This is a genomic window from Labrys sp. F242 (assembly GCF_057813875.1).
The window spans coordinates 2,627,204-2,651,607 of sequence record NZ_JBVASG010000001.1; the positions used below are offsets into that span (position 1 = coordinate 2,627,204).

General features: G+C 62.0%; 21 protein-coding genes and 1 other RNA gene. 10 read left to right on the top strand and 12 right to left on the bottom strand.

What is annotated here, in order from left to right; genetic code table 11:
• Positions 1-101: 101 nt before the first annotated feature.
• From ACZYTC_RS12330 to ACZYTC_RS12350, 5 genes are all read right to left on the bottom strand, one after another.
• Positions 102-371: an usg protein gene (locus ACZYTC_RS12330; protein WP_434955796.1), complete on the bottom strand. Its 270-nt coding sequence runs from the start codon at positions 369-371 to the stop codon at positions 102-104.
• Positions 372-543: 172 nt separating this feature from the next.
• Positions 544-1,839, bottom strand: coding sequence for an MFS transporter (locus ACZYTC_RS12335; RefSeq protein ID WP_488989698.1), 1,296 nt, complete (start codon positions 1,837-1,839; stop codon positions 544-546).
• Positions 1,840-2,087: 248 nt separating this feature from the next.
• A complete protein-coding gene (gene ilvC, locus ACZYTC_RS12340; protein ID WP_434955794.1) occupies positions 2,088-3,107 on the bottom strand; it encodes a ketol-acid reductoisomerase in 1,020 nt (339 codons plus the stop codon).
• Between the two features lie 149 nt (positions 3,108-3,256).
• Positions 3,257-3,793 (bottom strand): acetolactate synthase small subunit, encoded by a 537-nt coding sequence (gene ilvN, locus ACZYTC_RS12345; protein WP_434955793.1) that lies wholly within the window; start codon positions 3,791-3,793, stop codon positions 3,257-3,259.
• Positions 3,794-3,922: 129 nt separating this feature from the next.
• A complete protein-coding gene (locus ACZYTC_RS12350) occupies positions 3,923-5,686 on the bottom strand; it encodes an acetolactate synthase 3 large subunit (protein WP_488989699.1) in 1,764 nt (587 codons plus the stop codon).
• Between the two features lie 393 nt (positions 5,687-6,079).
• Between ACZYTC_RS12350 and ACZYTC_RS12355 the strand changes: the two genes are divergently transcribed.
• Positions 6,080-7,147: a DUF1963 domain-containing protein gene (locus tag ACZYTC_RS12355; protein ID WP_488989700.1), complete on the top strand. Its 1,068-nt coding sequence runs from the start codon at positions 6,080-6,082 to the stop codon at positions 7,145-7,147.
• Positions 7,148-7,333: 186 nt separating this feature from the next.
• Here ACZYTC_RS12355 and ACZYTC_RS12360 read toward each other — a convergent pair whose 3' ends face one another.
• The 4 genes from ACZYTC_RS12360 to serB all read right to left on the bottom strand — a co-directional run bounded on the left by ACZYTC_RS12360 (position 7,334) and on the right by serB (position 10,478).
• Complete coding sequence (locus ACZYTC_RS12360) at positions 7,334-7,846, bottom strand: dihydrofolate reductase (RefSeq protein ID WP_441773814.1); 513 nt, start codon at positions 7,844-7,846, stop codon at positions 7,334-7,336.
• Positions 7,847-7,853: 7 nt separating this feature from the next.
• On the bottom strand, positions 7,854-8,807 hold the full coding sequence (locus ACZYTC_RS12365) for a thymidylate synthase (RefSeq protein ID WP_441773813.1): 954 nt from the start codon (positions 8,805-8,807) through the stop codon (positions 7,854-7,856).
• A gap of 180 nt (positions 8,808-8,987) precedes the next feature.
• On the bottom strand, positions 8,988-9,536 hold the full coding sequence (locus ACZYTC_RS12370) for a DUF4256 domain-containing protein (RefSeq protein ID WP_434955788.1): 549 nt from the start codon (positions 9,534-9,536) through the stop codon (positions 8,988-8,990).
• A gap of 51 nt (positions 9,537-9,587) precedes the next feature.
• Positions 9,588-10,478 carry a phosphoserine phosphatase SerB gene (gene serB, locus ACZYTC_RS12375; RefSeq protein WP_441773811.1) on the bottom strand — a complete coding sequence of 297 codons (891 nt, stop codon included), beginning with the start codon at positions 10,476-10,478 and terminating at the stop codon, positions 9,588-9,590.
• Between the two features lie 17 nt (positions 10,479-10,495).
• Between serB and miaA the strand changes: the two genes are divergently transcribed.
• The 5 genes from miaA to ACZYTC_RS12400 all read left to right on the top strand — a co-directional run bounded on the left by miaA (position 10,496) and on the right by ACZYTC_RS12400 (position 16,021).
• Positions 10,496-11,428, top strand: a complete 933-nt coding sequence (gene miaA, locus ACZYTC_RS12380) for a tRNA (adenosine(37)-N6)-dimethylallyltransferase MiaA (protein WP_488989701.1) — start codon at positions 10,496-10,498, stop codon at positions 11,426-11,428.
• A 271-nt stretch (positions 11,429-11,699) separates the two neighbouring features.
• Positions 11,700-12,830 carry an FtsH protease activity modulator HflK gene (hflK, locus tag ACZYTC_RS12385; RefSeq protein WP_434955785.1) on the top strand — a complete coding sequence of 377 codons (1,131 nt, stop codon included), beginning with the start codon at positions 11,700-11,702 and terminating at the stop codon, positions 12,828-12,830.
• Positions 12,827-13,747: a protease modulator HflC gene (hflC, locus tag ACZYTC_RS12390; protein ID WP_441773809.1), complete on the top strand. Its 921-nt coding sequence runs from the start codon at positions 12,827-12,829 to the stop codon at positions 13,745-13,747. The genes hflK and hflC overlap by 4 nt, the downstream gene beginning before the upstream one ends.
• Before the next feature lie 394 nt (positions 13,748-14,141).
• Entirely contained in the window at positions 14,142-14,345 is a 204-nt protein-coding gene (locus tag ACZYTC_RS12395; protein ID WP_434955782.1) for a DUF2065 domain-containing protein, read from the top strand.
• A gap of 173 nt (positions 14,346-14,518) precedes the next feature.
• A complete protein-coding gene (locus ACZYTC_RS12400) occupies positions 14,519-16,021 on the top strand; it encodes a Do family serine endopeptidase (protein WP_488989702.1) in 1,503 nt (500 codons plus the stop codon).
• A 270-nt stretch (positions 16,022-16,291) separates the two neighbouring features.
• Here the strand turns inward: ACZYTC_RS12400 and ACZYTC_RS12405 are convergent, their stop codons facing one another.
• Together ACZYTC_RS12405 and ssrA are read right to left on the bottom strand one after the other, a co-directional pair.
• On the bottom strand, positions 16,292-16,912 hold the full coding sequence (locus tag ACZYTC_RS12405; RefSeq protein WP_434955780.1) for an SspB family protein: 621 nt from the start codon (positions 16,910-16,912) through the stop codon (positions 16,292-16,294).
• 105 nt (positions 16,913-17,017) lie between these two features.
• Positions 17,018-17,368: a transfer-messenger RNA gene (gene ssrA, locus ACZYTC_RS12410) on the bottom strand.
• 194 nt (positions 17,369-17,562) lie between these two features.
• Between ssrA and fumC the strand changes: the two genes are divergently transcribed.
• The 3 genes from fumC to ACZYTC_RS12425 all read left to right on the top strand — a co-directional run bounded on the left by fumC (position 17,563) and on the right by ACZYTC_RS12425 (position 19,498).
• A complete protein-coding gene (gene fumC / locus ACZYTC_RS12415) occupies positions 17,563-18,972 on the top strand; it encodes a class II fumarate hydratase (protein WP_434955779.1) in 1,410 nt (469 codons plus the stop codon).
• A gap of 112 nt (positions 18,973-19,084) precedes the next feature.
• On the top strand, positions 19,085-19,273 hold the full coding sequence (locus ACZYTC_RS12420; RefSeq protein ID WP_434955778.1) for a DUF4169 family protein: 189 nt from the start codon (positions 19,085-19,087) through the stop codon (positions 19,271-19,273).
• A 9-nt stretch (positions 19,274-19,282) separates the two neighbouring features.
• Positions 19,283-19,498, top strand: coding sequence for a ribbon-helix-helix domain-containing protein (locus ACZYTC_RS12425; protein ID WP_068282176.1), 216 nt, complete (start codon positions 19,283-19,285; stop codon positions 19,496-19,498).
• Between the two features lie 311 nt (positions 19,499-19,809).
• Here the strand turns inward: ACZYTC_RS12425 and ACZYTC_RS12430 are convergent, their stop codons facing one another.
• Positions 19,810-23,505, bottom strand: a complete 3,696-nt coding sequence (locus ACZYTC_RS12430; protein WP_441773973.1) for an AsmA family protein — start codon at positions 23,503-23,505, stop codon at positions 19,810-19,812.
• Positions 23,506-24,228: 723 nt separating this feature from the next.
• Here ACZYTC_RS12430 and ACZYTC_RS12435 point away from each other — a divergent pair.
• Positions 24,229-24,390: a hypothetical protein gene (locus ACZYTC_RS12435; RefSeq protein WP_156771335.1), complete on the top strand. Its 162-nt coding sequence runs from the start codon at positions 24,229-24,231 to the stop codon at positions 24,388-24,390.
• Positions 24,391-24,404 lie beyond the last annotated feature (14 nt).

Sequence of the window (24,404 nt, forward strand, 5' to 3'; positions counted from 1 at the left end):
CAAAGCGCGTTTTCACGAAAACCCCTTTACTCTAACTCCTTGTTTCGACGCGTCTTTGCGATTCATGCCTGATACGTCGGATCGCAAAACGCTTTGGTGTCTCAGTGGATACGAAACTCCTGCCCGATCGCCCGCAATTCGGCTGGCTTGATAAGGCCGCTATGCGAGACGGTGATCGAATGTAGAGGCCCTTCCAGCTTGTCGCGCCAGAAAGCCAGGAATTTATGCAATTCCGGAAAGGCCGGAGCAAGATCGTATTCCTGCCAGACATAGGCCTGCAGCAGGGCCGGATGGTCTGGCAGGCGATAGAGAATATTGGCCGTGGTGAGGCCGTACCCTTCCAACTGACGACGAAACGCAACAGACACCATTTCTGTCACCTCCATGGTGATCGGAGACAGCATGATTGCACCGCAACCTTAACGAAATGGCAATATCCAATTGGAATTAATCCATAAGAATCAATGTCTTATCACTCATCAAGAAAGAGTGCTGCCAAACTTGCCTATCGAGGAATAGAGGGCGGTCTCGCCCGCCCCGCCTTCAATCGATCGTCTGTCCGGTACGGTCACGCATGGTGGCAAGGGTCAGAACGCTCACGAGGGCCGCCGCCGCTACATAGAAGGACGGCGCGATCTTCAGGCCCGTTTTTTCGATCAATAGCGTCACGATCAGCGCAGCAAAGCCTCCGAACAGGGCAACAGCGAAATTATAGGCAAGCGACAGGCCGGTCGAGCGTAGGGCCGCCGGGAACTGTTCGGCCAGCAGCGCCGGCGCGGGGCCGGTGAAAGCGGCGAGCAGGAGGCCGAGCACGACCTGCACGGTGACGAGCACCGGCAAGGTCGGATTGGCATTGAGCCAGGCGAACAATGGTATCACCAGGATGCCGATGCCGATGGCGGCGACGAGCAGCAGGGTCTTGCGGCCGATCAGATCCGACAGCCTGCCGGCTATCGGACAGCCGAACATCAGCACGATGCCGCCCAGCGTGGTGGAGATGAAGGCGTCCTTGGCCGGGATGCCCAGGAATTTCTCGACATAGAGCGGCATGTAGAACAGCAGCACATAGGTGCAGACGGTCCACAGAATGGTGACACCGAAGCCGGAGAGAACGCCGCGGCCGTGGACGCTCAGCGTCTCGCGCAAGGGGCTCTCGCTCTTGCGCGTCGTCTGGGCTGCAAAAACCGGGGTCTCGTCGAGGCGAGCCCGGATATAGAGTCCGACCGGACCGATGAGCAAGCCGAACCAGAACGGCACCCGCCAGCCCCAGCTCTCCACCGCCTCCTGCGGCAGGAACTGGGTGATGGCGACGCCGCACAGCCCGCCCAGCACCACCGCGAGAGCCTGGCTGGTCTGCTGCCAGCTCGCCGCCAGGCCGCGCTGCTCGGGCCTGGCGTATTCGACCAGATAGGAGGTGGCGCTGCCGACCTCGCCGCCGGCGGAAAACCCCTGGATCAAGCGGGCCAGCATCAGGACGGCCGCGCCGAACACGCCGGCCTGGGCATAGGTCGGCGCAAAGCCGAGCAAGGCCGTGCCGAGTGCCATGGTCAGGATGGTGATGGTGAGCGCCGCCTTGCGGCCATGGCGATCGGCGTAGACCCCGAGCACGATGGCGCCAACCGGGCGCATGCAAAAACCGACACCATAGACCGTCACGGTCAGGAGGATGGCGGTCAGCGGGTCTTCCTTGGGAAAAAACTGCCGCGAGATCAGGGCGGCGAAGAAACCGTAGACGGTGAAATCGAACCATTCCAGGCCATTGCCGATGGTCGCCGCGACAATGGCGTGCCGTCGCTTGCGATCGGAAACGAGAATTCCGGCGGATGCTTCGACCGTCATACCAAATTTCTCCATTTAAGCGGTTTGGTATGACATTTGATAGGTGGAAACGGGCGCTGTCCAGTGCGCCTCCCGATTCCGGCACAGCAGGAGGCGCAAGGATTACCTCAAATCTCGAAGATGCCGACGCATCAAAGACTTGAACAACTCGCGAAAGATTGACCCATTCACGAAGACGGGACCGAGAGTCATTCACAACGACTCTCGGTATTACACTTCAAGATTCGGAAAAGAATATCTCCGAGATTTTAGTTGCGGGCCTTGTCGACCAGCTTGTTCTTGCCGATCCAGGGCATCATGCCGCGCAGCTTTTCGCCGACGGCTTCGATCTGGTGGGAATCGTTCAGGCGGCGGATACCCTTGAAGCGCGAAGCACCGGCACGGTATTCCTGCATCCAGTCCGACGTGAACTTGCCGGTCTGGATGTCCTTGAGCACGCGCTTCATCTCGGCCTTGGTCTCATCGGTGATGATACGCGGACCGGAGACATACTCACCCCACTCGGCCGTATTCGAGATCGAGTAGTTCATGTTGGCGATGCCGCCCTCATAGATGAGGTCGACGATCAGCTTCACTTCGTGCAGGCACTCGAAATAGGCCATTTCGGGCGCGTAACCGGCTTCCACCAGCGTCTCGAAGCCGGCACGGATCAGCTCGACTAGGCCGCCGCAGAGCACAACCTGCTCGCCGAACAGGTCGGTTTCGCATTCTTCCTTGAAGTTGGTCTCGATCACGCCCGAACGGCCGCCGCCGACGCCGCAGGCGTAGGACAAAGCGATATCATGGGCATTGCCCGAGGCATCCTGATGGATAGCGATCAGGCAGGGCACGCCGCCGCCCTTCTGGTATTCGCCGCGCACGGTATGGCCGGGGCCCTTCGGTGCGATCATGATGACGTCGACGGTCTTCTTCGGCTCGATCAGGCCGAAATGCACGTTGAGGCCGTGGGCGAAGGCGATGGCCGCACCGTCCCGGATGTGGGGGGCGATCTCGTCGCGATAGATGTCGGCCTGCAGTTCGTCGGGCGTCGCCATCATCAACAGGTCGCCCCACTTGGCGGCTTCCGGCACGGTCATGACCTTGAGACCGTCGGCTTCCACCTTCTTGGCGGTGGTCGAGCCCGGGCGCAGCGCGATCGCGATCTCCTTGGCGCCCGAATCCTTGAGGTTCATCGCATGAGCACGGCCCTGCGAACCGTAGCCGACGATCACAACCTTCTTGGTCTTGATCAGGTTCAGATCGGCGTCGCGATCATAGTAAACGCGCATGGTCCTTGTCCTTCAGACAGTTCATGATGAGGGAAATGATGCGGGCGAATAGCCCGACATCGGAATTGAAGCAATGTTTGTGATGAGAAAAAGCGCGTTGGGCTCCATTTCTTTCGCCCAACGCCTGCTATGCGCATGGAAAGAAGGGTCTAGAGAGGCTCTGGGCCGCGGGCGATCGCCGCGATGCCGGTACGCGAGACCTCGACGAGGCCGATCGGGCGCATCAGCTCGATGAACTGGTCGAGCTTCTCGCCCTTGCCGGTCAGTTCGAACACGAAGCTCTCGACGGTGGCGTCGATCACCCGGGCCCTGAAGGCATCGGCAATGCGCAAGGCCTCGCTGCGCGCTTCCCCCTTGCCGCGGACCTTGATCAGCATGAGCTCCCGCTCCAGCGCCTTGCCGGTCAAGGTGAGGTCGACGACCTTGTGCACGGGTACCAGGCGGTCAAGCTGCGCCTTGATCTGCTCGATCACGTTGGCCGTGCCGGTCGTCACCACCGTGATGCGCGAGACATGCTCGGCATGCTCCGTCTCGGACACGGTGAGGCTTTCGATGTTGTAGCCACGGCCCGAGAACAGGCCGACGACGCGAGCAAGAACACCCGGCTCGTTGTCGACCTCCACCACGAGGGTGTGGGTCACGATGGTCTCGGCCGTCGAGGCCATGAAGTAGGCAGATCCGGTCATTTGATATTCCACATAGCGCGTTCCCGGGTGCGCGGACATCTCGTCCGCATCTTGGAAACAGTGAGGATGCAGGAGAGGAAGAGCGGGCGAGACGCCCGCGCCCCCCAGCGCACGCAAGTGCGTGCGCGATCACACCAGCTGCTTGCCCTTGGCGTCGATCACGCTGCCGATGTCGACGGCCGCGTCGCCCAGGATCATTTCGTTATGTGCCTTGCCCGAGGGGATCATCGGGAAGCAGTTCTCGGACTTGTCGACATGGCAGTCGAAGATCACAGGATGCGGGGTGTCGATCATCTGCATGATCGCCGCATCGAGATCTTCAGGCTTAGTGCAGCGGATGCCGACCCCGCCATAGGCCTCCGCCAGCTTGACAAAATCGGGCAAGGCGGCCGAGTAGCTTTCCGAATAGCGGCCGCCATGCAGCAATTCCTGCCACTGGCGCACCATGCCCATATATTCATTGTTGAGGATGAAGATCTTCACCGGCAGGCGATACTGCACCGCTGTCGACATCTCCTGCAGCATCATCTGGATGGAGGCTTCGCCGGCAATGTCTATGACCAGTGCCTGCGGATGCGCGAGCTGCGCACCGATCGCGGCCGGGAAGCCATAACCCATGGTGCCCAGACCGCCCGAGGTCATCCAGCGATTCGGATCCTGGAAGTGGAAATGCTGGGCCGCCCACATCTGGTGCTGACCCACTTCCGTGGTGACGTAGACGTCGCGATCCTTGGTGAGCTGATAAAGGCGTTCGATCGCGTATTGCGGCTTGATCGTCTCTTCTGAGTTGCGATAGGAGAGCGACTTGCGCGCGCGCCATCCCGCGATCTCTTCCCACCAGCTCTTGTGTGCCGCCTTGTCGACATCGGGTTTCAGCTCGCGCCAGGCCGCCAGCATCTGATCGAGCACATGCGCGCAGTCGCCGACGATGCCGATATCGACCTTGACGTTCTTGTTGATCGAAGAGGGATCGATATCCACGTGGATCTTGCGGCTATGCGGCGAGAACGCATCGATACGGCCGGTGATGCGGTCGTCGAAGCGAGCACCGATATTGATCAGCACGTCGCAATCATGCATGGCCAGATTGGCCTCGTAGGTGCCGTGCATCCCCAGCATGCCGAGCCATTGCGGATCCGCCGCCGGGAAAGCCCCCAGGCCCATCAGGGTCGAGGTCACCGGATAGCCGGTGAGCTTGGCGAATTCACGCAGTAGCGCCGTCGCGCGCGGACCGGCATTGATCACGCCGCCGCCTGTGTAGAACACCGGCTTCTTGGCGCCGGCGATCATCGCCACCGCCGCCTTGATCTTGTCCTGATCGCCTTCCAGCCGGGGGCGATAGGTCTTGTGGATGTTGTCGGTCGGCTTGAAATATTCGCCGGCCTTGAACTGGATGTCCTTGGGAATGTCGATCAGCACCGGCCCCGGGCGACCCGACGCGGCGATCAGGAAGGCCTCGTGCAGGATGCGCGGCAGGTCCTCGATGCGCTTCACCAGGTAATTGTGTTTGGTGCAGTGGCGGGTGATGCCGACGGTATCGGCCTCCTGGAAGGCATCCGAACCGATCAGATGGGTCGGCACCTGGCCGGTGATACACACCAGCGGGATCGAATCCATCAAGGCGTCGGTCAGCCCAGTCACGGCATTGGTGGCGCCCGGACCCGAGGTCACCAGCACGCAACCCACCTTGCCGGTGGAACGCGCATAGCCCTCGGCAGCATGGACGGCCGCCTGCTCGTGCCGGACGAGAATGTGACGAAGCTGCTCCTGCTGGAAGATTGCATCATAGATCGGCAGGACAGCACCGCCCGGATAGCCGAACAAGGTGTCCACACCCTGGTCGATCATGGCTTGCACCACCATTTCCGCGCCGGTCATTTGCTTCGTCGACATTGCCTTTTTCCTTGGCTTCCGAATTGCTTCCAAGTTTCCTGGGTTATCTTCCGGGTTTCTCGGGCTTTTCGGACTTCGAGTATCGTTCTCTGAGATTTCGGACAATAAAAAAGGCCCTCAAGGGGCCCATGTGCGTCATCGAAGGAGATTCGGGCTATACCCGCTCCACCGACAACGCCAAACCTACGATAAGAATGTTGCGCAACGGAGCGCTCCTTTTTGCGAAAGTTACGGGGTTGTAAGGGTTGAAAAACAGGCGGTCAAGCGCTGATTTGCAGAAACTGCCAATTGTTGCGCAACATCTGGCAACCGTCATCTTCCAGGACCGCAACCTGCCTTCTCCCGCCTCGACATTGGCGCACTCGGGAGAGGCTCGATGAAAAGAAAGTCACGATGTTCGACAGCCCCTCCGACGCCAGACTGGCGCTGCAGGCCTATTTCGACACGCCGCGCGTGGAAATGCTGGTCGAGGCCCTGGTGCCGAGCCTCATATTCGAGATAGCGCCCGGCAAACGCGTCGTGCTTGGCGATACCAAATTCGGCGGCAGGCCGGACCTGCCGGCCGGCACAGCCTGGCCCCGCCCGCCGGCGCCGGCCGATCCAGAGGAAATCGCCAAACGCGGCAATGCGGAAGCGGGTGCGGAGATGCGCCGACACCTCGCTCAGGGCCTTCCTTACACTTTCATCGCCCAGATCGATCTCGCGGACGCCGCCAAGCTCGGCAGCGTTGCCTCGCCGCTTCCAGCGGACGGGCGCCTGTTGTTCTTCTACGATCTTGCCGTCGGGCCTTGGGAAACCGGCAGGCGACCGGCCAAGGTGATCTGGGATCGTGCACCGCGTGACAAGCTCGCCACGCTGGCCATGCCCGAAGACCTGGTGCAAGCAGCGGAGAAGGCGCGCCGCGACGCCGCCGAAAATCGGGTCAAATACAAGCTGCCCGAACCATCGCAGCCGGAAGGTAGCAACTACGACGCGCCCCAACGCGCCATGACGCTGCGTGCGGGGCTGAGCCTGCCCGACCCCAGCGCCATCGAGATGGAGGCATCGGCCAAACTTTATGCCGCCTATTCGGCGTCTAATGGAACACAAAGCGGCAAGAACGGGCAGAGCTTCGAGGACGCCTATGGTGAAGCGCTCACCGCCGGTGGCAAGCTCAAGCCGACGGGACGCTGGCACCGCCAGCAGCTTCTCGGCAGCCCCCAGCCCGAGCAGGACGATCCTCGCTACGATGCCGTCGTGGTTTCGCAATTCGGCAAACAGCACTTGTCGTCGGACGAATGGAAGAAAGAACGCGCCGCCGTCATGACCGCAGCCCATGATTGGACGCTGCTACTCCAACTCGACCTCGCCGATTGGAGCGGTGGCACCTGGGGCGAAGGCACCGTCTACTTCCTCATGCGCAGGAAGGATCTCGAACAGCGCAACTTCGATGAGGTGATTGCCGTCTATCAGCAGACTTAGGATTCATCCGTCAATAAACGAAACGAATTGGCTCGACCTTTGTCGTTGCCGGGCTTGACCAGGCAATCCAGTCCCTCCCTCCAGACGTCGAAGAGGGTGCCCCTGGATGCCCGGGCATGACAAAGGCGGTGCTTCAGTTATTTCCGGACAATGGCCTTAATTCAAATCGGCGACGACATCGCAGGCTCAAATGCGCTCCAAGGCCACGACCTCGAAACGGGCATCGTCCCCCTCCCCACGGGGATGGGGCGTGCGCGATACCTCCCGCCACTCCCCGACCGGCAGGGCGGGAAAGACAGCGTCGCCCTGCGCTTCCAGGTCCAGTTCCGTCAGCAGCAGGCGGCTCGCCTTCGGCAGGGCCTGGGCATAGATTGCGGCCCCGCCCGCAATGACGACCTCGTCGGCCTTCATCTCGGCTGCGACCTGCTGCCCGCGCTCGAGTGCCGCTTCCAGGCTGGCGGCCACTTCTACCCCCTCTGCCTGAAAAGCGGGATCGCGTGTCACCACGATGGTGCGACGCCCCGGCAGCGGTCGCCCGATCGACTGGTAGGTCTTGCGGCCCATGATCAAGGGCTTGCCCATGGTGGCGGCCCTGAACTGCTTGAGATCCGAGCGCATGTGCCACGGCAGCCCATTATCGACGCCGATGACGCGATTGCGGGCCATGGCGGCAACCATGATGACGGGAATAGCCATCATGCCCCGATCATACCGCGATCGGCGCGGAGATCGCCGGATGGGCTTCATAGCCTTCCACGATGAAATCCTCGAACTTGTAATCGAGGATCGAGGCAGGCTTGCGGGCAAAGCGCAGCTTCGGCCAGGGCATCGGCGTGCGGCTCAATTGCTGGGCGACGAGATCGCCATGGTTCTGATAGACATGCACGTCGCCGCCGAACCAGACGAACTCGCCGGGCTCCAGGTCGCATTGCTGGGCCAGCATGTGGATCAGCAGCGAGGCCGTGACGAGGTTGTAGGGCACGCCGAGGCCGACGTCGCAGGAGCGCTGGTGCAGCAGGCCGGACAGCCGGCCATCGGCGACGAAATATTGATAGGTTGTGTGGCAGGGCGGCAGGGCCATGCCGTCGAGTTCCGCCACGTTCCAGCCGGTGAAGATCAGGCGGCGCGACGTCGGATTGTTGCGGATGTCGTGCACGAGCCGCGCGATCTGGTCGATCCCCTTGGGATCCCTGCGATAGAGCCCCTCCTCGCCCGGCACGTCGGTCGGCACGAAAAGCGGCCAATGGCGCCATTGCGCACCGTAGACGGGCCCCAGATCGCCCCAGCGCTCCGCGAAAGCCTCGTCCGCGACGATCCGCGCCTCGAAATCTTCTTGGCTGATCGCCTCGCCGGTTGCCTGGCGATATTTGGCGAGCGGCCAATCAGTCCAGATCGTCACCTTGTTCTGCAGCAGCGGCCGGATATTGGTGCCGCCATCGAGGAACCACAGCAACTCGCGCACGATCGTCTTCCAGGACACCCGCTTGGTGGTGAGCAAGGGCAGCGTGCCATCGGACAGATCGATGCGCAGGCTCTGGCCGAACAGCGCGCGTGTGCCGACGCCGGTGCGGTCGACCCGCGGCGTGCCCTCGCGCCAGACGCGGTCGAGGAGATCAAGATAGCCCTGTTCAGGGTGCGGCTTGTGGGAGCGGTCGAGCATGGCCTGATCTTAGCCGCGGCGTCCGATTCCGCGACCCCCCTGAGAGAATTGTGCACGCAATCTTTCAGTCTGCGCGGCCATGTCGAGATGGCGGCTCTTGAAAGGCTAGCGCGGATTTCCTGCTAAACTATGTACGAACGCCGACGGTCGCTTTAGCCCGACATCTGGCCGATCTTCGGATTACACCTTGAGCACGCCTCGAAACCCCCGCACGGCATAATAGGAAGATGCCCCGTTGTGGTACAAGAAAACATGGTCATAGCGGCGATCGCAAAACAGGGCTCCGCCCTTTTTCCTGATCTCGGGCGGCGTCTTCACCCAGCTCGAGGTTTTCAGGTCGAACGCACCCAGTTCCTGTAGCGCACGATATTGTTCTTCCGTCAGGAGCTCGATGCCGATAGCGGCGGCCATGTCGACGGCGCTGCCCTCCGGCTTGTGCTCCTTCCTTTCATCGAGCGCCTGCCGGTCAAAGCAAAGACTTCTGCGGCCTTTGGGCGTTTCGGGTGAGCAGTCGTAGAAGACGTATTCGCCGGTCCCCGAATCGTGGCCGATTACGTCCGGTTCGCCTCCTGTGCGCTCCATCTCGCCAAGGGCGTGCAATTTCTTGGGATCGGCCTCCAGACGTGCCCGCACCTTGGCCCAGTCGAGGCCCTTGTGGCGTTTCATATTGGCTTCGAAGCGGGCTTTCAGCACGTCCAGCAAGTCCTGATTGCCGTCGTTGATCATCATGCAGCTCCCGCTTCCCGTTGGTGGACGTGGCCCCGTACTGGCGCCCAATGTCTAGCGCACGAAATCCTGGTTGCGATATCCCTGCGCATAGAGCAGCGCCGTCAGGTCGCCATGCTCCACCCGCATCCGAGCCGCCGCGGCGACCGCGGGCTTGGCACGATAAGCCACGCCGAGACCGGCTTCGCCCAGCATGGCAAGATCATTGGCGCCATCGCCGACCGCCATCGTATCGGAGGCCGCCAGCCCCCTCGCCTGCCGTAAGCGATCGAGATTGGCGCGCTTGGCTTCCTTGCCGAGAATCGGCTCGGCCACCTCACCGGTAAGGCGGCCATCCCTCACCACGAGAAGGTTGGACTGATGCTCGTCGAAGCCGACCATTGCCCCGATCTTGGCGGTGAACAAGGTGAAGCCACCCGAGACGAGCGCCGTATAGGCCCCGTTCGCCCGCATGGTGCGCACCAGTTCCGGTCCGCCCGAGGTCAGGGTCAGGCGTTCCCGGATGACCTCGTCGGCGATGCTCTCCGGCAGTCCCTTCAGCAGGGCCACACGCTCGCGCAGAGCCGGTTCGAAGGCGATCTCGCCACGCATGGCACGCTCGGTTATCTCGGCCACCACCGCTTTGGCGCCGACGAAATCGGCCAATTCGTCGATGCACTCCTGGCCGATCATGGTGGAGTCCATGTCGGCGAGGAAAAGATGCTTGCGCCGCTCCTCGGCTTCCTGCACCACCAGATCCACCGCGCTGCCTGCCAGGGCCTCGCGCAAACGAGCCTCGATCTCGACGATCGGCGCATCGGCCGTGCAGGTTATGTCTACTGCCACGCCGGGTGCCAGGACGACGGGAGCTCCGGGGGAGGCCAGCGACTGCGCCGCGTGCGACAGGGTAGCTGCGTCAAGGGCGGGACGGTCCGGATGGGAGATCAGCGTGGCGACAAGGGACATGAGGGCAGGTATCCGGAGTGACAGCCATTCAATATGACGCGGTGCTTCTCGCAGGTCCGACGGCGAGCGGCAAGTCAGCTTTGGCCCTGGCGCTCGCCGAACGCTTCGGCGGCAGCATCATCAACGCCGATTCCATGCAGGTCTACCGCGATCTCGCCGTGCTCAGTGCCCGACCGGACGCGAGCGAGACGGCGCGCGCGCCTCATTTGCTCTATGGCCATGTCGACGGAGCCATCAATTATTCGGTGGGACGCTGGCGCGATGACGCGGCCACCGCCTTGGACAGTGTCCGGCGGCAGGAACGCCTGCCCATCGTGATCGGCGGCACCGGCCTCTACTTCAAGGCCCTGGAAAGAGGGCTCGCCGAGATGCCGGCCGTTCCCGACAGCGTCCGCGACGCGATACGCGGCAAGGCCGAAGGCATGGAGACCGGGGCCCTGCACGCCTGGCTGAACCAGAAGGATCCGGCCATGGCGAATCGTCTGCGGCCCAGCGATCGCCAGCGCCTAATCCGTGCCCTCGAAATTTTCGAGGCGACCGGCCGCTCCCTGTCGCAATGGCAGAGCGAACCGCATTCGCCGCCTCTGCTCGATGCCGACAAATGCCTGCGCCTCTTTCTCAGCCCCGAGCGCGCCGAACTCTATGCCAGGATCGATCGGCGCTTCGACCTGATGGTCGGGCAAGGCGCCATCGAGGAGGTTCGCGCACTCTCGCAGCGGGGGCTCGATCCTGCCCTGCCCGTCATGCGGGCCCATGGCGTGCCTGGGCTCTGCCGCTACCTCGCCGGCGAAATCGGGCTCGAAGAGGCCATTGCGGGCGCCAAGGCCGATACGCGCCATTACGCCAAGCGCCAGTTCACCTGGTTCCGCCACCAGATGCCGGGGTGGCGCTTCGTCGAGCCTGATCAGGCACTTGCAATTGCCTCAGCCGCGCTGATGAACGAAATTTAACACGTGATCATCACGATGGCCGGCAATCGCAGTCCAGCGTCGGGTTTACATAGGAATTTCAAGGGGCTGCATATGAATTTCTGCAGCTTTGCCATGCGAAGACAGCTTCATCCCAATAGGGTTTGGTGGATTTAGAGGCTTGTTTTCAAACATGGTTTCGGATTGATCGGGGGGGTTGCATTCCTATATGCAGCTTCTCTCCAGCTTATTCCGTTCTTTGGAATGGGCTTTCGTCCTGCTTCAGGCAGGCGAACAATCAAAGGACCAAGACATGCCTTGGAGTAACCAGAGCGGCGGTGGTGGCCCCTGGGGTAGCGGCGGCGGCAACAACGGCGGCGGGCGACCGGGGGGCGGTGGCCCCTGGGGTGGCGGTCCATCCGGCGGTTCCCAGCCCCCGGATCTCGAAGATTGGCTTCGCCGCAGCAAGGACGGCCTCAAGAATCTCCAGGGTGGCGGCGGTTTCACGCCGCGCAACATCGCAATCGGCGCCGTGGCGCTGATCGGCCTGTGGCTGCTCACCGGCTTCTATCGCGTGCAGCCCAACGAGGTCGGCCTCAATCTCGTCTTCGGCAGCTACAAGACGCTGAGCCCGCCGGGCCTGCGCTACAACGTGCCCTACCCGATCGGTGCGGTCGAAAAGCTCACTGTCACCAATGTCGAGACCATCAATATCGGCACGCGCGGCGACAGCGACAGCGCCAATGAAATGCTGACCGGTGACGAGAATCTCGTCAATATCGGCTTCACGGTGCAGTGGCAGATCAACCCGTCGGCGGCGGACAAGTTTGCCTTCAATCTGGCCAATCCGAGGGGAACGATCCGAGCCGTGGCGGAGAGCGCCATGCGCGAGGCCGTCGGCCAGCGCAACATCACGCCGATCCTGACGGGCGATCGCCAGGCGATCGAACAGCAGGTGCAGGGTGAAATGCAGCGGGCTCTCGACAGCTACGGGGCCGGCGTCATGGTCCGCCTCGTGCAGTTGCAGAATGTCGATCCGCCGCCCCAGGTGATCGACGCCTTCCGCGACGTGCAGGCCGCTCGTGCCGACCAGGAAAACACCATCAACCAGTCGCAGGTCTATGCCAACAAGGTGATCCCGGAAGCTGGCGGTGAAGCCGCCCGTATCACCCAGGCGGCCGAGGCCTATCGTGCGCGCACCGTCGCCGAAGCTGCCGGTGAGGCGTCCCGTTTCAACGAAGTCTTCAGCGCCTATCAGAAGGCCCCCGTGGTCACCCGCGAGCGCATGTATCTGGAAGCCATGACAGCCATCCTCACCGATACGAACAAGGTGATCTTGGACAGCAAGACGCAGGGCCAGGGTATCGTACCCTATCTGCCACTCGACCGTGTGCTGAAGCGGCCGGCCGGCTCGGCGCAACCCCAGCAGGGAGCGGCGCAATGAAATCCCCGCTTGGAACCATTGCCTTGATCACGACCGGTGCCGTCCTGGTCCTGGCCTATCTGTCGGCCTACACGGTGACGCCGCGCGACTACGCCCTGCCACTGCGCTTCGGCGAGGCGCAGCCGGCGAAGACCCAGCCCGGTCTCTACTGGAAATGGCCCTTCATCGAGAATGTCGAGTACATCAACAAGCAAGTGCTCGACCTCGACAGCCAGCCGCAGGAAGTCATCGCCAGCGACCAGAAGCGCCTGAAGGTCGACGCCTTCGCCCGCTACCGTATCTCGGATCCGCTGCGCTTCTTCCAGACCTCGCGTACGGAAAAGGGCGTGGAACTGCAGCTTTCCTCGATCCTGTCCTCGGCGGTTCGCCGAATTCTCGGCCAGTCGACCTTCGCTGCCGTCGTGCGTGACCAGCGCGCCGGACTGATGGAAAAGATCCGCGCCGAGGTCAATCGCGAAGCCGCCGGCCTCGGCATCGAGGTGGTCGACGTACGCATCCGCGGCGCCGATCTGCCGCAGGCCAACTCGGAGGCCGTCTACAAGCGCATGCAGTCGCAGCGCCAGACGGAGGCCCAGCAGATTCGCTCGCAGGGTACGCAACAGGCGCAGATTATCCGTTCCGACGCCGACAGGCAGGTCGCCAAGATCCTCGGTGAAGCACGCGGCAAGGCCTCGGAGACAACCGGCCAGGCCGACTCGAGCCGCATCAAGGTCCTGGCAGACGCCTACAACAAGGACCCGGAATTCTTCCAGTTTTACCTGTCGATGCGTAACTACGTCGATGCGATGAAGCCTGACAACACGCAGGTCTTCATCAGCCCGGACTGGGATTACTTCCGTTATCTTCGCTCACCGGCTGCCCCAGCAGGAACACCGGCGCCTGCGGCCCCGACTCCTCAGGCTGCTCCGGCGCAATAGGCTTGACGTCGGCCCTAGATAAAGCTCCATTGCGCCGGCCGCCTCGTTGCGGCCGGCGTTTTCATAGGACCGCCGCGAACATTCCGTCGGCGCCCTTGCCAAAAGCGTTTTGCGATTTGACGAGTTCAGCAAGAATCGCAAAAACGCTCTGGCCAATCCGTTGGATTGGCTTGGAAACAAGGAACTGGAGCAAACAAGCGTTCAGGTATGAACGCGTTTTGCTCAAGCGTAGTTTCCTAGCGAGGTCCGCGGATGGGCCTCGCCAGGGAACTACGCAAATGTTGATATCTTGCAGGTTCCTCCTGATCGCGCCCGTGGCTCGATCAGGAGGAACCTGCTTAGGATCGCGAGCCGTCGGAAGGTTCGGGTGAGGTTCATATAATGTGTGGGGCGGATGAATAGTTTCTCTTTCGGTGATTTCATCACGGCGCTCGGACTGGCCTTTGCGATCGAAGGGTTGTTCTTTCTGGCCTTTCCCGAGCCGGTACGGCGCATGATGGTCTCGGTCGCCAACTCCCCCAACGCACAGCTTCGCCTCGCCGGCTTCATTTCCGCCATCATCGGTATCATCATAATCTGGGTTGTAAGGGGCATGTGACGTGTCGGCCCGGTGTTGGGCCGCACCGCCGCTTCCTGTTGCAGACGAAACTGACAAGCCCCAACTTTGCGTGAACTTACGAGTGCGTCACGCTCGCGCCGCATTCCGCACTTGAAATTCAATCCGACCGCGCCCCACATCAACACCGATGCGGGTGACCATCCGAGGACTTGATGCCGATTCAACTCAACAGCTTGATGCGCCGCAGCGGCGCCGTTGCCATCGCCGCCTTGATCGCCGCCAGCCCGGCAACCCTGGTGGCGCCGCCTGCCATGGCCGCGGCGGGCCCGCCCTCCGTCGCTGATCTCTCGGCCGAACTGATCGATGCCGTCGTCAATATCTCGACCTCGCAGACGGTAGCCTCCGGCAGCAATGACGAAGACGGCGAGGACCAGCCGCGGGCCCCGATGCCCAAGCTGCCGCCCGGATCGCCTTTTGAGGAATTCTTCAACCAGTTCTTCAACAAGGAAGGCAAGGGGATGCAGCGTCCCCGCAAGACCGAAGCTCTCGGCTCGGGCTTCGTCATCGACCCCAGCGGCATCATCGTCACCAACAACCATGTCATCGACGACGCCGACGACATCGAGGTCAATTTCAACGACGGTTCCAAGCTCAAGGCCAAACTGCTCGGCCGCGACAAGAAGGTGGATGTGGCCGTGCTCAAGGTCGACCCGCCCAAGCCGCTGAAAGCGGTGAAGTTCGCCGACAGCGACAAGGTCCGCGTCGGTGACTGGGCCATGGCTATCGGCAATCCCTTCGGCCTGTCGAGCACGGTGACGCTGGGCATCATCTCGGCCCGCAACCGCGACATCAATTCGGGGCCTTACGACAATTATCTGCAGACGGACGCCGCCATCAACAAGGGCAATTCCGGCGGGCCGCTGTTCGACATGGATGGCGGCGTCATCGGCATCAACACGGCGATCATCTCGCCCACAGGCGGCTCGATCGGTCTCGGCTTCTCCATGCCGTCGGCGACGGTGCAGCCCGTGATCGAGCAGCTTCGGCTCTATGGCGAGACGCGGCGCGGCTGGCTGGGCGTACGTATTCAGGGCGTTAGTGACGACATCGCCGAAAGCCTGGGCATGCAAAAGGCGCAGGGCGCGCTGATCGCCGGCGTCGACGACAAGGGCCCGGCCAAGCCGGCAGGCCTCGAGCCGGGCGACGTGATCCTGAAATTCGACGGCCACGACATCAAGGAAATGCGGGACCTGCCCCGCCTCGTCGCCGACACGGCGGTAGACAAGAAGGTCGAGGTGGTGATTCTGCGCAAGGGCCAGACCCTGACCAAGACGGTGACCGTCGCACGCCTCGACGAGAGCGATGCCGCCATCAAGGCATCCACCCGCGGCACCGAAACGCCTGAAAAACCGAAGATTACCAAGGCCCTCGGCCTGGAAATGTCCGGCATCACCAAGGAGCTGCGCGACAGATACAAGCTTGCCACCGATGCCAAGGGCGTGGTGGTGACCAAGGTGGACAACGGCTCCTCGGCCGAGGACAAGCAGGTCAAGGTCGGCGACGTTATCCTCCAGGTCGGCCAGCAAGCGGTTTCCAATCCCGAGGATGTGAGCAAGCGCATCGAGGAGTTGAAGAAGTCCGGCACCAAGCAGGCTCTGCTGCTGTTGTCGAACACGCAGGGTGAGCTGCGCTTCGTGGCACTTAGCCTGAACTGAGCCTGGGCTTCAGATCTTACAAGACGATGGGTCTCCGCCTTGCGGAGGCCCATTCGTAATTGCTTCGGGCGATCCAATTAAAGGTGCGCAGGGAAGCACTGTGCCTGGAACTGCGGGCGTCTCGCCTGCTCCTGGAAACGCAGCGTGTGCGGGGAAGGGAGAGGCGGATGAGGCATCTGCGGCCTCAGCCGACAACCAAGCCGTCAGCTTGATGCAGAGCAGGACGTGACCCCGCTCATGCTGGCGAGGATGTCACTCGTGTGAGGCCGCTTACTTCTTCTTACGGAAATGATCGAGGCTGACGATTTTCTCGCTCTCGGCGGGCTGCTCGTCCTCACCGCCTTCGCCTGCCGTCGCAGTAACCGGCTCTTCAACAGGAGCGCTGGCCTTCTTGCGAGCAGGCTTGGCCGCAACCTCTTTGGTCCCGGCTTCCTTGGCCGGTGCACGCTTGCCGGCTTCGCCCTCGTCACTACGCGGAACTGCGCGAATCGCAGCCGGCGCCGGTACCGGTGCGGCTTCCTCTTCCGTCTCGACTTCGTCGACCTCGAACTTCACGCCGAAATCCACTGACGGATCGAAGAAGGCCGTCATGGCAGCGAAAGGCACGACCAGCCGCTCGGGGGCATTGCCAAAAGACAACCCAACCTCGAAGCCGTAATCGCTGACTGTGAGATCCCAGAACTGATGCTGGAGGACGATCGTGATCTCTTCCGGAAACTTTTCCGCCAGGCGCGCCGGAATACTGACGCCGGGAAACTGCGTCTTGAAGGAAATGAAGAAATGATGGTCGCCCGGCAGTCCGATGCGGGCAGCATCGGCCAGCACGCGGCGAACCATGCCGCGCAGCGCATCCTGAGTGAGAAGATCATATCGGATATGGTCAATACTCATCGCGCAATTCTTACCAGGCCAGCTTTTGATTACATCAGGCCCGCTGGCACATTCATACGCCTTGCAGACCGCATCTTCGGATGGCCTGCAGGCAGACCGGAATGAAGTGGAGGCTTCTGTTGCCAGGTGCCTCCGAACCCCGCCTGCCGGTGCTACCCGTCAGGACTTGATTTCGGTCTAGTTACCGCTTACGCGGCAACCGCAACCGGAGCATAGTTGTCGTTGGCAACTATTGAAAAGGCCCGATATCGGCGGAACCATGCCGAGCGAAAGCACACCCTTTACACCCTCGTCGATCCTGTTTCGCCCCCGCCGCAGCCCGCCCTGACGGGCTCTGGTGGAGGCGCCGGGTACTGCCCCCGGGTCCGAAAGGTTTATTTCGATGACCATTTATCGCCATAGCCGGCGCGAGCCGGCAAAGGGAATATAGGCTGCCTGTTCGGCAGAAAAAAGAGGCGATTGCGGTTTGACGGAGCTTTCCTCAGGCTTGACATGCCTTATTTGAGAGAGAGGGCGTCTCGCCCTGCCCGTGCCATCCTCAATCGGCATGCGGCAGCGGCCTTGGATGCCCACCGGAGACTCGAATACGAGCCGCCATGCCCTCCCCGAATCCAGGGCTGACCGCATGGGGCCAGTTGCAGGAGACCATCATGACTGAAGCCACCCCCGCCAGCCGCCAGGAAAGCGACTCCTTCGGGACGATCGAGGTGCCCGCCGGGCATTATTGGGGGGCACAGACCCAGCGCTCGCTCGAGAATTTCCGCATCGGCGCCGAGAAGATGCCCCGCCCGCTGATTCACGCTCTCGGGCTGATCAAACTGGCGGCCGCTCGCGCCAATCGCGAGCTCGGCGTGCTCGACCCCGCTTTGGCTGAGACCATCGAGCGCGCGGCTCGCGAGGTCGCCGACGGCAGGCTTGATGACGAGTTTCCCCTGGTGGTCTGGCAGACCGGCTCCGGCACGCAGACCAACATGAATGCCAATGAGGTGATTTCCAATCGCGCCATCGAGATGCTCGGCGGCACCATGGGCTCTAAGAAGCCGGTGCATCCCAACGACCATGTCAATCGCGGCCAATCGTCCAACGATACCTTCCCCACCGCCATGCATGTGGCTGCCGCCCGGGAGATCCATGACCGGCTGCTGCCGGCACTGCGCCATCTGGCTTCCGCCCTGGAACAGAAGGCCGAAGCCTTCAAGGACATCATCAAGATCGGCCGCACCCATTTGCAGGACGCGACCCCACTCTCGCTCGGTCAGGAATTCTCAGGCTATGCCACGCAGTTGCAGCAGGGCATCCGGCGGATCGAGGCTGGCCTTGCCGAATTGATGCCCCTGGCGCAGGGCGGCACGGCGGTCGGCACTGGCCTCAACACTCGCGAGGGGTTCGCCGAACGGATCGCGGCTGAACTTGCTGCCCTGACCGGCCTGCCCTTCGTCACCGCCCCCAACAAATTCGAGGCCCTCGCCACGCATGATGCCTTGGTGGCGGCCCATGGTGCGCTCAACACCGTGGCCGTCAGCCTGTTCAAGATCGCCAGCGACATCCGGCTGCTCGGTTCGGGCCCTCGAGCCGGCCTCGGCGAGTTGATTCTGCCTGAAAACGAGCCGGGCTCTTCCATCATGCCGGGCAAGGTCAACCCGACCCAATGCGAGGCGATGACCATGGTCTGCACACGGGTGTTCGGCAATCAGAGCACCATCACCTTTGCCGGCAGCCAGGGGCATTTGGAACTGAACGTGTTCAAGCCGGTGATCGCCGACGCGACATTGCAGTCTATCCGACTGCTTGCCGACGCAGCCAACAGCTTTACCGATCACTGCGTCAGCGGAATCGAGGCCGACACTTCCCGAATCAGCGATCTCGTGGCGCGCTCCCTCATGCTGGTGACCGCACTAACACCTGTCATCGGCTATGATAAGGCAGCTTATATTGCGAAGACAGCGCACCATAACGGTACCACTCTACTTCAGGAAATATTGGCGGCAAAAATAATGGATGAAAGAGCTTTTGAAAATGCGATGAGCCTTGCACGGATGATAACGCCAGATAAAGAATGACAGGAACGTTGTTTTCCAATCAAGGCATATGTCTTACAAGATGTGCCCAGATCGGGCCTCAAGTCGATAGTGAAGTTGTTCACTTGAGAGAAAGTTCCTTTCCGGTAAGCTGATGACTGAGATCGTGAATTTGAGGAGAGTACGCAAGGCTCGGGCAAGGGCCGAAGCCGAGCAGGAAGCTGCCCGGAAACGCTCGATCCATGGACTCTCGCGCATCGATAGAGAAAGGCTGCAGGCGGATAAGCAGGAGGCCGAAAGGCACCTCGACAGACACCGCCTGAAGCCCAATAATGTAGAGTGATGGGCTGCCATGAAAAGCAAAGTCGTTAAACGTTCCATCGTCATTGCCGGCCACAAGACGAGCGTTTCCCTGGAGGATGCCTTCTGGGAAACCTTGAAAGAACTGGCCGCCAAGCGCGATCTCACGCTCTCGGACGTCGTTGCCGAGATCGATGCCACACGCGCCCAAGGAAATCTGTCTTCGGCAATCCGGCTCTTCGTCCTGGAGAATGTGCGCCGAGGATGAGGGTGGCTTGATTCGGCCCGGCCTGCAGTCGCGTTCGCCTGATTGATGGAAAGCAGGTTCCATCCGGCAGGCCTGGTTTTGCTCCCGCTTGATGCTTGCCTTCATCATGTTGCAGGAGTTTGTCTCCACGGCAGCGGCCCTAGCCCATTCGAACAATTGAAGACCTAGCTTGCTTCAGACTTAGCGCGTCCATAAAGGCTAGATCTGCTGTCTTGTGTGTAACGCAAAATAGACGGCCTTATAATACCACCCGCAACCGCCGACATCTGCTTTCAACCTGGAATAGCGGTAAGCAACGGCCCTCCCCCGCCTCAGGGGCCGATCGGCGGTGATCCGATGGGAGCCTGCGGCAAGGCCGGCCCGGAATTCGGCAGAAGCGGGGCTGGCACCACCGTGGTGTGGCCGGGGGTTACCGACGAGGCGGGCAGGTTTTCGAGAGAAGGCAATTTCACCGGCGGCACGCCGGGAAGCCCGGCCGTGGGCGCCAGCGGGACCCCCGCCCCGCCCGTTGCCGGCACCGGTGCTCCCGGCCTCAGTTGCAGAGGTGGACTGGTGGGTGCCGGGACCTGAAGCTGGGCTTTCCGACGCGCATCTTCGATCGCCTTCTGCATCTTCAAGGCTTCCGCGCGACGCGCGTCCTCCTGAGCCTTCTCCTCGATCCGCCGTTGTGCCTCCAATACCTCGAGTTTGCGGGCCTGCTGTTCGACACCGCGAATACTGAGCCAGGCGACAAGGCTCGATACATCGACCTGCTTTTGCAAGGCGTCGATGGTGCCGCGCAATTGCACCGGGATGATTGGGGCCGGGCCCCCGAAGCCATCGGCCGGATTGGTGGGGGAGAGCGCGATGTCGGCCTTCACCGTCAGGTCCGAGAGATCCAGCAGACCGGAGAGGGCAATGCTGCCCTGCGCCGAGGTGGCTCGGGTCGAGGAGAGACGGAGCACGCCGCCCGCGAGCGAGAGATTGCCGTTGATCGTCCCGGTCTTCAGCGGAGCTTCATCCAAGCTGCGTTCGAAGGCTTCCCTGACGTGACCGGCGTCGCCGGAAAGTCCACCATCTACCGCCACCACCGTCTGGCCGAAGGCCTTTTCGGAGAGCCCCGCCAGCGATGCCTGGGCAAGTTCGGCGGTTCCTCCCCCCGTGAGGGAGGACATCAACGCGTCGGGCGAGCGGCCATTGCCCTGGAATTCGACGCCCATGGCCAGTTCGCCAGAAAGCTGACGTCCCTGCAGCGCGACCTTGTGCAACGAGAAATGTCCGCTTGCGGCAGTATCGAGGGCGGCATGCGAAAGCTGGAGGGCACCGCTGACATCACCGCCGGCGAGTTTTGCAGCAAAATCATCGACGGCCACCTTGCCATTGCCGAAATTCAGCACCGCGCGCGCATTGTCGAGTTCGGGCAGGCGTCGAGACAGGCGCAACGTCTTGGCCGAGACGGAGAGCCGACCTGCGAAGGCATCGAAGGTTCCCGCACCAAAGCTCTCATCGGAAAAGGCATTGCCATTGGTGTTCCCCGCGCCCAGATCCGCTCCCGAGAACAGCGAGCCGAGCAGTTGCCCATCAGCCTTGAGAAAATTCAGGCGACCGTCGAGGCGCGTCGGCTTGCCGGCATTGATGGTGAGCGCTCCGCTGACCGGCATGCCGAGCACTGTCCCCGTCAGATCATCGAAGACATAACGACCTGCCCTGGCACGAAAACCGGAGTCCAGCGTGGCACTCTGGGAAGGAACCACGCCCGGAAGCGGCAGGCTCAGTAGCTGGGCCGGCACCAGCGCATCGTCGGTGCTGGCCGTCAGGCGCCCGTCGAAAGCCGGCGCTTCGAGTGAACCGGTCATCTTGCCGGTACCGGAGAGTTGCAGCCCCGCTCCTTCGAAACTGGCGTTCCAACGCATCGCGCCGTTGAGCGGACCCGACAGGGCCATCTCCAGCGAGGCACGCCCGGGCACGGAACCCACCGCATAGTCGAGCCCAGCCTGGCGCATCAGCGTGGCGACGTCGAGGCTGTCGGCCTTCACCCTGATATCGGCGTTCTCGCCTGCGCCCGTGCCCGCGAATTGGGTGTCGAGTTGCAGAACGCTGCCGCCGAACTTGCCGTCGACCGAATAACGCCGCGCAGCCCCGAAGGCAACGGAAAGGCTGGCATTGGCCGGCGAGAGCGAGGCCGCGCGGGCCGCAAAGGCATTGACCCAGAAAACCGGCAGCGTGCTGCGCTTGAGCGTGGTAGCCAGCCCCGAAAGATCCTTGCCGTTCAATACGATGCGGATCTCGCCCTGTGGCTCGGCACCGATATTGTCGATGCGGCCATTGGCGGTGAGATTGGCGCCGCCGAGGTCGTTGACGACCACATCCTCGAGCGCGATCAGCTTGCCGCCCGCCTTGATATGCCCACTGACCGATTTGGCCTCGATTCCCGACAGGGCCAACGCTTCCGCCTGCAAGCGGATATCGGCTTCGCTGAACAGATCGCTGCTGCCGGGCAGGAGAGCGGCCACCGATGGCAGCACGTCGAGATCGATACGCTGCGCGGCCAGATTGGCTTCGACCCGCCCGGCGGACCGGCCGTGTGCCAGGCGGTTCCAGGCCAGCCTGCCCTTGACCGCGGCATCGTCGATGGCGAGGGTCAGCTGCGAAAAGTCCACCTTGTCGGCGTCGGCGTCGAGGGCTGCCTTCAGGGACAGTTTGCGGGCGGCATCCGGCCGCCCCAGAACGGGCTGGCCCTGCAGCCAGCCGATCAGGCCGGTGGCCTGGCCCGATTTGAGGTCGAGATTGCCCTTGAACCCGCCTCCTTCGTCATTGACGTCGCCGGCCAGCAAGAGATGGCTCTTGCCCGGCAATGTCGCCTCGAGACGATCGACCTGCAATTTCCCCTCGGCAACCCTGAGGCTCGCCCGGGCATTCTGGATCAACTCGCCGCCCAGCATGAGGCCATCGGCGGCAAGATCGATCTGGGCGTTGGTGGCGGCTCCGGCAAGCGTCGGTACGGTCCTGGCAAGCCTGGCCAGCACCGCGGCCGGTGGCTGGCGCTTGTCGGGGCCGATACCGGCGAAACGATCGAGTTCGAGCTGCTTGCCGGCAAGGTTCGCCTCCAGCACCGGCGTGGCGCCGAAAGCCAGGTTCACGCTGCCGGCAAGCTTGAGGGCCCGCTCGTCCGGCCCAAGCTGGATCGACACCTTGTCGGAGGCCACGCCTGCGGGCGTGGCGGTCACCGGCCCCGACATACTCCAGGCCAATTGCTCGCCAGCGGCCTGATCATCCGGCCCCCCTTCTCCCGCCGCCTTCGCGGAGAAGGTCGGACGCAGCAGCGTCGCCATCCCGACAAAGGTCGGCTTGCCACCCTGAAGCTTGACCTGACCGTCGAGATCGAGCGTCACCGGCTTGTCCGCCGGCACCGCGGTGATGCGCAGATTGAGGCTGCCCTTCTCGGCAACGCCTGTCGCGATCTTTATCGTATGAGGCACGCCGGCGATCTTGATGCCGCCCTCGGCCTTGTAGGGACCGAGTACCGAACCGGATTCACCGACCAGATTGATGCCGGTCAGGCTGATGTCCTGGCCGTCGACCTTGTTCACATAATGAAGCGATCCGCCGCTGACCTCGAAGCTTTCGACCGCGGCCCCGAGCGACACCGGATATTTCGAAAGGGGAGCGATCGTCCCCTCGTCATCGGCCGCTACCGACAGGGCGGGATCACGCACCACCACATTGGAAAGATCGACATCGCCGCGCAGCAGGCCGCCGAGGCTGACGTCTCCATCGATGCGCGCAACGTTCAGCCTGGTGGTGCCATAGGGGTCTCCGATGCTGACATCCGAGAGCGAAAGCCAGGGCTGGGGCAAGAGGCGCGCTTCGATCGGGCCACGAATGATGACGGTTGTGCCGAAATGCTGCGTGAGGCGGTTGCCGATATCCTCGCGCCAAGCGTTCCAGTCGACGTAGAGGGGCGCGGTGAACACAGCCGCGAACGCCACGATCAACAAAAATCCGATAACGGTGAGCGCCTCGCGCACGCCGCACGTCCTTTCCAATGCCTTTGCAATCCAGTACCGGGAATCGCAAAGGTGCCTCCAAACGAAGGGTTAGAGCAAAATGCGTTCCGTCAGAACACGCTTTGCCCTCGACCGCCAAATGTTTCACCCCGCCGATGGCGCCACGGTGAATCCGGTTTCGAGGTCCCTTCCCTGCCAGCGACGACCATACGCGAAAACCGCGGCGAGACGAAACCGGGAACGTGGAGAAACTGTGGTCCCGGGTCACTGCACAGGGCGGCGGGAGATGGTCCCAAACAGTCGAAATCCCGATCGAAACTTTCATTATGAACAGATTCGGCAGCAATTGTCTTACGAACGACCCGCCATGTTCACATTTTCACCAAGTCTTTAGATTTCATTAAGACCCGTACAAAATTTGTGCTATGACATCCTCCGCCGGAATAAATGCTAAAGCATGAGCCGGCTGGGCTGTGCCTGAATGCTCCCCCACAAAAGGATGAGCAGCGGGCAAAAAAGGGGCGGTCGAATTCGTGGCCGTTCGTCACAACAGCGTCGCGTCAATAGAGGAACGGTATCTCTCGCTTTCAGTGAGGTGGGTACACAATGTTACGCTTGATCAGCTCCGTCGGAGTCGTATTGGCGTTAGGTGTCTTCGGCGCAGGCTTCTATACGGTTGGGACTAGCACGGGGCAGTCTCCGTTGGCCCGTAGTGAGCCGACAAGCCGTGTAGCAGCAGCGAACATGCTGGTTTTTCTTTCGGTGGACAAGCAAACGCAGCAGGCTGGTTATCTCGACGGCCGGCCCGTTCCTTCCGGTTTGACGATGCCGATCATCGTTCGTGTCAAACCCAAGGACGCTACCGAAGGAAAGGCCGCTGGTCAGCCGGTGGTGGTGACACCATAGGAGAGGATAGATTC